Annotated in this window: 11 protein-coding genes; 6 read left to right on the plus strand and 5 right to left on the minus strand. The window is 71.6% G+C overall.

Going from position 1 to position 10,599, the window contains the following annotated elements:
- The first annotated feature begins 296 nt into the window (after positions 1-296).
- On the plus strand, positions 297-734 hold the full coding sequence (locus tag Q0C81_RS09845) for a hypothetical protein (RefSeq protein WP_291836990.1): 438 nt from the start codon (positions 297-299) through the stop codon (positions 732-734).
- A 289-nt stretch (positions 735-1,023) separates the two neighbouring features.
- On the opposite strand, the gene pgi is transcribed toward Q0C81_RS09845, so the two are convergent.
- The gene (gene pgi, locus Q0C81_RS09850; protein WP_291836992.1) at positions 1,024-2,649 is read right to left on the minus strand and encodes a glucose-6-phosphate isomerase; all 1,626 of its coding nucleotides are present in this window, start codon (positions 2,647-2,649) and stop codon (positions 1,024-1,026) included.
- A gap of 102 nt (positions 2,650-2,751) precedes the next feature.
- Between pgi and Q0C81_RS09855 the strand changes: the two genes are divergently transcribed.
- Positions 2,752-3,228 carry a hypothetical protein gene (locus tag Q0C81_RS09855; protein ID WP_291836994.1) on the plus strand — a complete coding sequence of 159 codons (477 nt, stop codon included), beginning with the start codon at positions 2,752-2,754 and terminating at the stop codon, positions 3,226-3,228.
- On the opposite strand, the gene Q0C81_RS09860 is transcribed toward Q0C81_RS09855, so the two are convergent.
- The 4 genes from Q0C81_RS09860 to Q0C81_RS09875 form a co-directional block, all read right to left on the minus strand.
- The gene (locus Q0C81_RS09860) at positions 3,225-3,893 is read right to left on the minus strand and encodes a thioredoxin family protein (RefSeq protein ID WP_291836995.1); all 669 of its coding nucleotides are present in this window, start codon (positions 3,891-3,893) and stop codon (positions 3,225-3,227) included. The genes Q0C81_RS09855 and Q0C81_RS09860 overlap by 4 nt on opposite strands.
- Positions 3,894-3,904: 11 nt before the next feature.
- Positions 3,905-6,046 carry a protein-disulfide reductase DsbD family protein gene (locus Q0C81_RS09865; protein ID WP_367117991.1) on the minus strand — a complete coding sequence of 714 codons (2,142 nt, stop codon included), beginning with the start codon at positions 6,044-6,046 and terminating at the stop codon, positions 3,905-3,907.
- Between the two features lie 96 nt (positions 6,047-6,142).
- Positions 6,143-6,601 (minus strand): OmpA family protein, encoded by a 459-nt coding sequence (locus Q0C81_RS09870; protein ID WP_291836997.1) that lies wholly within the window; start codon positions 6,599-6,601, stop codon positions 6,143-6,145.
- Positions 6,602-6,698: 97 nt separating this feature from the next.
- Entirely contained in the window at positions 6,699-7,040 is a 342-nt protein-coding gene (locus tag Q0C81_RS09875) for a YMGG-like glycine zipper-containing protein (protein WP_291836999.1), read from the minus strand.
- Between the two features lie 159 nt (positions 7,041-7,199).
- On the opposite strand from Q0C81_RS09875, the gene Q0C81_RS09880 reads away from it, so the two are divergent.
- The 4 genes from Q0C81_RS09880 to Q0C81_RS09895 all read left to right on the plus strand — a co-directional run.
- Positions 7,200-7,541 (plus strand): hypothetical protein, encoded by a 342-nt coding sequence (locus Q0C81_RS09880; RefSeq protein ID WP_291837001.1) that lies wholly within the window; start codon positions 7,200-7,202, stop codon positions 7,539-7,541.
- Between the two features lie 59 nt (positions 7,542-7,600).
- Positions 7,601-8,572, plus strand: coding sequence for a diacylglycerol kinase family protein (locus Q0C81_RS09885; protein ID WP_291837003.1), 972 nt, complete (start codon positions 7,601-7,603; stop codon positions 8,570-8,572).
- Positions 8,572-9,423 (plus strand): metallophosphoesterase, encoded by an 852-nt coding sequence (locus Q0C81_RS09890; protein ID WP_291837005.1) that lies wholly within the window; start codon positions 8,572-8,574, stop codon positions 9,421-9,423. The genes Q0C81_RS09885 and Q0C81_RS09890 overlap by 1 nt, the downstream gene beginning before the upstream one ends.
- A gap of 62 nt (positions 9,424-9,485) precedes the next feature.
- A partial coding sequence (locus tag Q0C81_RS09895; protein WP_291837007.1) for a TIGR03862 family flavoprotein occupies positions 9,486-10,599 on the plus strand: 1,114 nt, incomplete at its 3' end.

Genomic DNA, 10,599 nt, shown 5'->3' on the forward strand with positions numbered 1-10,599 from the left:
TGGCGGCGGGGGCGGAACCGGCGCGGGCCGGGTCGGGCGGGGAGGCGGCTCCTGAGGCGGGGCGGTCTGGGCGAGGGCCTGCGTCGCCGCCAGCGCCAGCGCCGCCCCCAGAATCCCGATCCCGATCAGCCGCCGCACCCGCGCCTCCCCCTCAGACCCGCACAGGGCCGCATTACGGCGTTGTATGCAAGGTGAACCGTATCTGAACGCCTCCCCCCGAACCCGTTCAGACGGCCACGCTCATAAGGGTCTCCACAACCGGCGGACAGCGCCGAACCGTTTGAAGGGACACGACCATGAAGATGCTTTCGAAGATCGCTTTCGCCTCGCCGGCCCTGGTCGGCGCCCTGGCCCTGATGGCCGCCGCCCCCGCCGAGGCCCAGAGCCGCCATCGCGACCGTGACGACAACACCGGCCGTAACGCCATCGTCGGCGCCGTCGTCGGCGGCCTGGCCGGCGCCCTGATCGGCAACGGCGACGGCACCTATATCGCCGGCGGCGCGCTTGCCGGCGCGGCGGTCGGCGCCGCCTCCAGCAGCAACCGCGACGACTGCGGCTACTACCGCGGCGGCCAGTGCTACCGGAACCAGGGCCACTGGGAACGCGAACACGGCATCAACAGCCGCGACCCGCGCTGGGAGCAACGCCAGGACTATCGCGACTACCGTCGTGATCGCCGCGACGACCGCTATGATCGTCGCGACCGCGACTACCGCTACGATCGCCGCTGGTAGTCAGACACCTCTTCGTCCGGCCGCGTAAGTAGGCCGGACGTGGGCGAGGAAGGCGGCCCCTCTGCAACGGGGGCCGCCTTTTTCTTTGCACCCTCTCCCGATGGGAGAGGGCTTGAGCGCACGATGGCGCAGCCGTCGTCCTTGCGCGAAAGGGTGAGGGTCGATCCTTGGCGGTCGGCGTAAGCTGTGTCGCCGACCGGAGCGGCGGAAGGCGGACTGAATCAGCGTCCCCTCATCCGACCGGGCTACGCCCGGCCACCTTCTCCCATCGGGAGAAGGTCCCTGTGGGTCACACCATCAGCCGCTTCATCAGCTCCGCCGTCGACGGGTCCAGCCCCGGCGAGGGTTCGCCCGCCGCGACGTCCTTCAGGATCGCCTTGGCCAGGACCTTGCCCAGCTCGACGCCCCACTGGTCGAAGCTGTTGATGTCCCAGATCACGCCCTCGACGAACGTCTTGTGCTCATAAAGGGCCAACAGGGCGCCCACGGCCTCGGGCGTCAGGGCGTCGGTCAGGATGGTGGTCGAGGGCCGGTCGCCGGGGAAGGTCTTGTGCGGAGCCAGCCGGTCGGCCTCGGCTTCGTCGGCGCCCGCCGCGATCAGCTCGGCCCGCGCCTGGGCCTCGGTCTTGCCGACCATCAGGGCCTGGGCCTGGGCAAGGGCGTTCGACCACAGGGGGGCGTCGCCCTCGCGGTCATCGCTCGCCGCCGTCGAGGTGTGGGCGACCACCACGAACTCGGCGGGGACCACCGTCGGACCCTGGTGAATCTGCTGGAAGAAGGCGTGCTGCCCGTTGGTGCCGGGTTCGCCGAAGACGATGGGGCCGGTCGCGGTGTCGACCGGCGTGCCGTCGCGCTTCACCCGCTTGCCGTTCGACTCCATCTCCAGCTGCTGCAGGAAGGCGGGCAGGCGGCGCAGGCCGTGGGCGTAGGGGGCGACGGTGCGGGCGTTGCGGCCCAGGCCCTCGACGTTGAAAATCTGCGCCAGGGCCAGCAGCACCGGGGCGTTCTTCTCAAGGTCCGCGTGAGTGAAATGCTCGTCCATGGCGCGCGCGCCGGCCAGCACCCGCTCGAACACGTCCCACCCCAGCGCCACGGCGACCGACAGGCTGACCGCCGACCACAGCGAATAACGTCCGCCGACCCAGTCGCGGAAGCCGAAGGTGCGGCCGCAGCCCCAGTCCTTGGCCTTCTCCGGCGCGGCGGTGACCCCGACCAGATGCCGGACCATGCGGCGCGGCGACAGGCTCTCGGCCAGCCAGGCCTTGGCCAGGTCGGCGTTGGCCAGCGTCTCCTGCGTGGTGAAGGTCTTGGACACCACCACGATCAGCGTCGTCTCCGGATCCAGCCCGGCCAGGGCCTCGGCCATGTCGCGCGGATCGATGTTGGCGACGAAGCGCAGGTCGATGGCCGGCTCCAGCGGGCGCAGGGCGTCCCACAGCAGGCGCGGCCCCAGGTCCGAGCCGCCGATGCCGATGTGGACGATGGCCGTGAACGGCTGCTTGGTCCCGCCGGTGTCCGCGCCCGACCGGATGTCGGCGGTCCAGGCCGCCATGGCCTTGCGGGTCTCGTCGACCTCCTTCGACACCGGTTCGCCCAGGGCGTGGAAGTCGGCGCCGGCGGCGGCGCGCAGGGCCGGGTGCAGGACCGCGCGGCCCTCGGTGTTGTTCACGGCCTCGCCGCCGAACAGGGCGGCGCGGCGGCCCTCGACGTCACAGGCCCGCGCCACGTCCAGCGCGGCCTCGAAGCCCTCGGCGCTCCACGACTGTTTCGACAGGTCCAGATACAGGCCCGCGGCGTCCACGCTCATCCGGTCGACGCGGCCCGGATCGGTCGCGAAATGATGGACGATGCGCGCCCCGGCGTCCTTGCGCGCGACGGCGCGGAGCAGGTCGAGGGCTTGTTTGCGAGCGGTCATCGGCGGGGACTCGATGCGGGAGAGGTAAACCCTCGTTTACGGGTCGGGCGTAAGCCGGTTCAACGCTGAATCCGTGATTCGGCAAAACAATTGAGGTTCGCCATGTCTTGCGGCGTCGCCCTGGCCATTTCCCTGCTGCTCACCGATCCGAACGTGGCCGCCGCCGCGGCCCTGCCGCCGCCCGCCGCCGATGCACCGGTCTCGGTCGCCGGCGAGCCCCTGTTCGCCGACATCATCTCCCGCTCGGGCGACCTGCGCGGCGTCGTCCGCGACTGGATGGCCTCGGGCGCCGCCGACGAGCCCAACTTCCTGACCGGCGCGATCTTCACCGGTTTCAAGGCGCGCGCCGCCGAACTGGCCGCGCTGGACATGCAGGGTCACCTGATCCTCAAGGAACGCGGCACCGACGGCGACCTGAAATGCATCCTGCGCGGCATTTCGGAAGACATGCCGAAAAAGGTCGAGGCCGTGGAATCCGCCGCTTCACCCGCCGCCCGCCGCGTGGCCCTGGATGAGCTGGCCTATCTGCTGAACGACAACGTCGAGGTCATCACCGCCCCGCCCGCGCCGCCGGTCTAGGTCTCCGCCGTCTCCGCATACTTCACCGAGCACCCGTAAGGGGTGGCGAAGGCGGTGCGCATGGGGTTGCCCGACGCCAGATCGTCCAGGGCCCGGCGCACGAAATTGGTCGCGCCCTGCAGGTCGGCCGTATCGGTGGTCGGCTTGTCGTCGATGCCGCCGACATAGACCAGCCGCCCCTCGCGATCGATGATCCGCATGTCCGGCGTGGTCCTGGCCCCGTACAGTTTGCCGACCTGGCCCGTCGGATCCAGCAGCAGATGGGTCGAGTTGGCTCCGGTCCGGGCCTTCCAGACGCGCGCGTCGTCTCCGGTCACATAGCCCTGCGTCCCCGGCGCCGAGGAGATGACGCTCAGCCAGACGACGCCGTCCTCGACGGCCTCGCGCTGCAGGGCCTGCATGGCGCCGGAGTAGTGCTTCTTCACATAGGGACAGCCCTCATTGGTCCACTCCAGCACCACCACCTTGCCGCGGTAGTCGGCCAGGGAACGCGGCGCGCCTTCGGCGTCGACCAGGGTGAAGGCTGGAGCCGCCTGACCGGCCATCGGCATCGCGCCCGGAGCGGCCGCCGGGGCCGGAGCCTTCGCCTTCTCCGGCGCGGCGGCGGGCTGCTGGCAGGCGGCCAGGGCGAGAACGGCGAGAGCGGCGACGGTCAGGCGGATCATGGCGGTGTCCTTCAGCGGCGGGTCAGGGCCTCGACGACGACGCCCTCGGTCAGCAACTGGGGCAGGACTTCGGGCTCCGCCTGTCCGGGCCGGTACAGCAGATAAAGAGGAACGCCGGAGCGGCCCCGGCGCTGCAACTCGGCGGTGATCGCGTCATCGCGCCGCGTCCAGTCCCCGACCAGGTAGACGGCGTTGGTCTGTTCCATCGCCCGCTTCACCCCCGGCGCGCCCAGGGCGGTGCGCTCGTTGATCTTGCAGGTCACGCACCAGTCGGCGGTGAAGTTGACCAGAACGGGACGACCCTGGGCCAGCGCGGCCTCGACGGCCGGCGCCGACCAGGCGGCCGCCTCGGGTCCGGCGGGATCGGCGGCGGCTTCGACCGGCGCGCGCACGGCCAGCGTCAGGGCTCCGCCCGCGAGCACCAGCAGGACCAGACCCGCCGTCGCATGGATCACGCCGCGTCGGCCCAGCGCCTGTTGCCCCTGACCGGCGCCGACCAGCCACAGACCCGCCGCCGCCAGCAGTCCGGCCACGAACAGCAGGCCCAGGGCGTCCGCTCCGGTCTGGCGGCTGAACACCCAGGCCAGCCACAGGGCGGCGCCGTACATGGGGAAGGCCAGCAGGCCTTTCAGCCGCTCCATCCAGGCGCCGGGGCGCGGCAGCCTGGCCAGCAGGCGCGGGCTCAGGCTGACCAGCACATAGGGCAGGGCCAGGCCCAGCCCCAGCATCAGGAAGACCGCCAGCGCCATCGGCCAGGGCATCAGCAGGGCGGCGCCCAGGGCGAAGGCCATGAAGGGCGCCGTGCAGGGCGCGGCCACGATCACGGCCAGCGCCCCGGTGAAGAAGGCGCCGATCCCGCCCGGCAGGCGGGCCAGCGGACCGGACCCGGCGCCCTGCAGTCCGGCCCCGACATGGAAGACCCCTGACAGGTTCAGGGCCACGGCCAGCATCAGCACGGCCAGTCCCGCCGTCACCGGCGGCGACTGCAGCTGGAAGCCCCAGCCGATCGCCTCGCCGGCCGCCCTCAGGCCCAGCAGCACGCCCGCCAGGACCAGGAAGGTGACCAGAACGCCCGCCAGGAAGGCCAGCCCGTCCATCCGCGAGCGCCGGGCGTTGTGAGCCGAGGCCGCCAGCGCCGCCGCCTTCATCGCCAGGATGGGGAAGACGCAGGGCATCAGGTTCAGGATCAGCCCGCCCAGCAGGGCGAAGCCCATGGCCTGGGCGAAGACGGCCCAGCCGGTCCCCGGGGCCTGCGCCGCCGGGGCCGCGTCGGGCAGGGCGGCCAGATCGCCTGACCCGGTCGCGCCCGGCAGGACGGGACCCGGCTCGGCGGTGATCTCGAACGCCCCTTCTGAGGTGGCCAGAACGCCCGACACCGGGCCGGTCAACCCTCCGGCCAGGACCTTGCCGCCCGCGCCCAGCACCAACGTCAGGCCGTTCGGGCCCCATGAGCCCGTCTGCGCGGCGGCGTGGTCGATGGTCCCGGCGGCGTAGGGGAAGAAGTAGCCGGCGCCCGGATCCTTGCCCGCCAGCGGTCCGCCGGTCGCGGTCAGGGTCATGACGCCGTTGTCCAGCGTCGCCCGGGCGGTGATCCCGGCCGGGCGGGGGGCCTGTTCCAGCACCCGGGCGATGGCCGCGCCGTGGGCGGAATCCTGGGGCGCGGCGCCCTCGCGGATGGGCAGGTCCATGTTCAGGGTCAGTTCGTCCGGCACGCACATCTCGGCGCTGCAGACGAGGAACAGGGCCTTCACCGATAGCGGCAGGGTCGAGCCGGGCCGGGCGTCGGCGGGAATCTCGACCGGCGCCGGCAGATAGACCTTGCCCTCATAGCCGTAGTTGACCAGCCCCTGCAGCCGCTGCCGCTCGGGCAGGGGCCAGACGATCTCGCCGGCGCGCACGCCGGTGGGCAGGGTCCAGTTCAGGGTGGTCGCGCCGCCGGAATCGCCCGGATTGCGCCAGTAGGTATGCCAGCCGGGCTGGATGTCCTGACGGATCGCCACCACGGCGGTCGAACCCGGCGCGGCCCAGCGGCTCATCGAGACCAGCTCGGCCTCGATGCGCTCGCTGCGCTGGGGGCCGGCCTGCGCCCAAGCCATGGCGGGGGCCAGCAGCAGGCCGGTCAGGATCAGGAAACGGAACAGCAGGCGGCGCACGCGACGGTCTCTCGCTCGGGAAGCGGGGACCTTAGCCGCCTCAGCCCCCCGCCGTCACTGTCCGCCGCCAGCGTCAGGTCGCCTCAGCGTTCCGGATCAGCGTCCGCGGGGCGCGGCTTCGACCAGCACCTCGGTGCGGCGGCGCATGGGCTCGTTGGCGCCCGCCGTCGTGGTCGCGCCCGCGTCGCCGACCGCGCCCAGCTCGAAGGCCGGGGTCGGCCATCCGGCGGCCGCCAGCGCCTCGGCCACCGCCACGGCCCGGCGTTCGGACAGGCTCAGGTTCGAGGCCACGTCGCCGGTGGCCGAGGCCAGGCCCAGCACCTGCACCCGCTTTATGTCGCAGCCCTGCAGCTGCGTCGCCGTCAGGCCGATGGCCTGCAGCGCCGGATTGGTCAGCCGCGCCTCGTTCTCGGCGAAATAGACCTCGAACCGCTTCGTCGAGCACGCCGACGGCTCGGCGACCAATTCGCTGCGGTCCCGCATGCCCGGCGTCCAGCCGCACCCGGCCAGGGCCGCCGCGGCGGTCGTGATGATGATCAGACGTTTCATAGACATCCCCTGTCTCCTCCGCCCAGCCCCGGGCGGCGCAAGAAAAAGGGCGGCTCGTCGCCGACGAACCGCCCCGGAACTTCAGGCTAAAGGCCCGCGCTCCCTAGCGGCGGCGCTGACCGTTTTCCCAATAGCACTCGTCCTGACGGCCGTCGTAGCAATAGTAGTACCGGCCTTGGCTGTCGCTGTAACGGCGCTGGTTGGCGCGGTCTTGCGACGAGCCGCGGATCGCACCGGCGGCGCCGCCGACGACAGCGCCGATGGCCGCGCCGGTGCCGGCGTTGCCGTTACCTACGTTGTTGCCGATGATGGCGCCGGCGACAGCGCCGATGCCGGCGCCGATGGCGCCCTGACGGACCGTTTCATTCGAGCCGCCGTAGCCGTCGCTGGCGCAGGCCGAAGCCATCATGCCGGCGGCCGCAATCGCGATGATCGCCTTCTTCATGGTGTGTTCCTCACATCCCTCGGGTTCGCCCCGTGGGTGAGAACGCTGGATAAGCGTCACGGTTCCCCGGCCTATGACGAAGGTTAAGCCTGTATTAGGCTTGGTTCCGGCGGCGCGGAGGGCGCGCGTCGGGATTTTCGGGTGAGACGGGGGTTTCGTATGCGTTTTTCTGAACCGGTTCGTATGGCGGACGATGGCGAGCACAGCCCGGTATGGGCGCGCACCAGGCGTCGGCGCGGGGCCAATCCCCTGGTGGGCGTCATCGTGACCCTGCTGGCGGTGTTCGGCGTTCTGACGGCCGTGCTGGGCGTCAAGGAACGGTCGCTGGCTGAAGGTGGCGCGATCATGGACGGCTGGATCTCCAGCGCCGTGGCCGCCGTGAAGGGCGAGGCGCCCAAGGTCGCTGACGAGGCGGTCGACGCCGCCGGCGCCGCGGCCGGCAAGGCGGGTGACGCGGCCCAGGCCGGCGCCGCCGCCGCCACCGACGAACTCAAGAAATAACCGGCGCCGCGGGGCCTCGCGCCGCCGGAACATCCCCCGTCGCGGGACGTTCGGGCGGCATGAGCACGACAACGGCTACGGTTTCCGACCCGGCGGCCGCATCTCCGGATGCGGTCGTCGAACCACGCCCGCTGACGCCCCATCTGGAGCTGTCGCGGGTGATCATGCTGGTCAATCCGCTGTCCGGCGGCGTGGGCTCGCGCGCGGTGGCGGAAGCCGAGGCCATCCTGTCCCAGTACGCCTGTGACGCCTCGGTGGTGTCGCTGGAGGGCGACCAGTTCGACCAGCAGATCCAGGATGCGCTCGACGCCAGGCCCGACGTCCTGTTCGTGCTGGCGGGCGACGGCACCGCTGGCACGATCGCCTCGCGCGCCGGTCCGGACGGCCCCCTTGTCGCGCCCCTGCCCGGCGGCACCATGAACATGCTGCCGCGGGCGCTGTACGGCACCGCCGACTGGAAACTGGCGCTCCAGAAAGCCCTCGAGGAGGGCGCGCCCCAGTGCGTCGCGGGCGGCGAGGTCACGGACGGCGAGGTCAAACAGGCCTTCTATTGCGCGGCCATCATGGGCTCGCCGGCGCTGTGGGCGCCCGCCCGCGAGGCCATGCGGACCGGCAAGCTGAAACTGGCCTGGCTCTACGCCCGCCGGGCCTTCAAGCGGGCGTTCAGCGGCCGCCTGCGCTTCTCGCTGGACCAGCGGCCCGAGCGCCGCGCCGAGGCCCTGGTCCTGATCAGCCCGATGATCTCGCGCGCCATGGAGGAGAACACCGGGCTGGAGGCTGCGGCCATGAACCCCAGCGACGCCATGGAAGCCTTCCGTCTGGCGGCGCATGCGGTGATGGACGACTGGCGACAGGATCCGGCGGTGACCACCCGCGCCACCCGGAACGTCACGATCCGCGCCCGTTCGCGCATCCCGGCCGTCATCGACGGCGAGCCGGTGCTGCTGCGGCATGAGGCCAAGGTGCGCTTCATTCCCAAGGCCTTCCAGGCGCTGGCGCCCATCCCGCCGGCGGCGGAGGACGCCGTCTAGTGGGGCGTATCCTCCAGTTCTCTGACATCCATTTCGGCTGCGAGCATCGCCACGCCTGCGCCGCCGCGCTCGACTACGCCCATGCCCACCCGGCCGACCTGATCCTGATCACCGGCGACATCACCCAGCAGGGCTTCCCTGACGAGTTCGCCGCGGCGGGCGAGTGGATCCAGCGCATGCCAGACCCGCGCTTCGTCATCGTCGGCAATCACGACGTGCCCTACTGGAGCCTGACCGCGCGCCTGTTCCATCCGTGGAAGGCGTTTGAAAAGGCCACCGGACATCCGGCCCACGATCACCAGTTCCTCAGCCCCGACCTCATGGTGCGCGGCGTGGTGACGGCGCGCGGCTGGCAGGCCCGTGCCAACTGGTCCAAGGGCGTCATCGACCTGGATCAGACCCGCAAGGCCGCCGAAGCCCTGCGGCAGGCCCCGGTCGGTGCCCTGCGCGTGCTGGCCTGCCATCATCCGCTGGTCGAGATGATCGGCACGCCCATGACCGGCGATGTGAAGCGCGGCGACGAGGCGGCGCTGATCTTCGCCGAGGCCGGGGTCGATCTCATCACCACGGGCCACGTCCATGTGCCCTTCGCCCTGCCGATCAACCTGGGCGACCACTGCTCCTATGCGGTCGGCTGCGGGACGCTGTCGCACCGTGAGCGGGGGGTTCCGGCCGGCTTCAACCAGATTGAATGGGACGCCCACGAGATCACGGTGACGGCGATCGCCTGGACCGGCGAGCGGTTCGAGCCCAGCCAGACCTGGCGGCTGCCGCGCCGCCAGGACACGCGCAAACCCGCCACCGCGCCCGATCCCAACGCTCCGGGCGAGCGCGAGCGCGCGGCGGTCTGAGGTTGCGCGGCGGCCCGAACCGCGCTTGAGGTCCCGCCCGTCCGATCGAAAGCAAAACCGTGATGAAGACCGTCCATGTGATCGGCGCCGGACCCGCGGGCCTGATGGCCGCCGAACGGCTGGCCGGCGGCGGCGTCCGCGTCGTGGTCCACGAGGCCATGCCCTCGGTCGCTCGCAAATTCCTGATGGCCGGACGCGGCGGCCTGAACCTGACCCACTCCGAGCCGCTGGACAGCTTCCTGGGCCGCTACAATGAGGCCGCGCCGGCGGTCTCGGCCTGGCTGGACCGCTTCTCCCCCACCCGCCTGATCGGCTGGGTGGAGGGTCTGGGACAGGCGACCTTCACCGGCTCCTCGGGCCGGGTGTTCCCCAGGGCGATGAAGGCCTCCCCCCTTCTGCGGGCCTGGCTTGGCCGGCTGTCGGACCTGGGCGTCGAGGTGCGGACCCGTTCGCGCTGGACCGGCCGCCGCGACGGCGGTTGGGTCTTCGCCACCCCGAACGGCGAGACCGTCGAACAGGCCGACGCCGTGGTTCTGGCGCTCGGCGGAGCCAGTTGGCCGCGTCTGGGTTCGGACGGGGGCTGGGCGGACGATCTGCGCACGGCGGGAGTCGAGGTCGCGGATTTCCGCCCCTCCAACGTCGGCTTCGACGTGGCGTGGAGCGAGGTCCTGATCGAGCGGTTCGCGGGCGAGCCGCTGAAGACCATCAGCCTGACCCACGACGGCCAGACCGTGCGCGGCGATCTGATGCTGACCCGCTACGGACTGGAGGGCGGGGTGGTCTACGCCCTGTCCGCCGCCCTGCGCGACGCCATCGCGCGCGACGGCGCCGCGACGGTGGCGGTCGATCTCCGCCCCGACCTGACCATCGAACAACTCGCGGCCCGGCTGACCCGGGCGCGCGGCAAGGACAGTGTCACCAACTGGCTGCGCAAGGCGGGCGGCCTGTCGCCTGCGGCGGTCGGACTGATGCGGGAAATCCCGGGCGCGATCCCGGAAGGCGCCGACAAGCTGGCCCGGCGGATCAAGGCGGTGCGCCTGACCCTGACCGGGGTGCAGGGGCTGGAGCGGGCCATTTCCTCGGCGGGGGGCGTCCGTCTGGACCAGGTCGACGATCGGCTGATGCTCAAGGCCCTGCCGGGCGTCTTCGTGGCCGGCGAGATGCTGGACTGGGAGG

It is taken from the genome of Brevundimonas sp. (genome assembly GCF_023259385.1).
Classification (GTDB): Bacteria; Pseudomonadota; Alphaproteobacteria; order Caulobacterales; family Caulobacteraceae; genus Brevundimonas.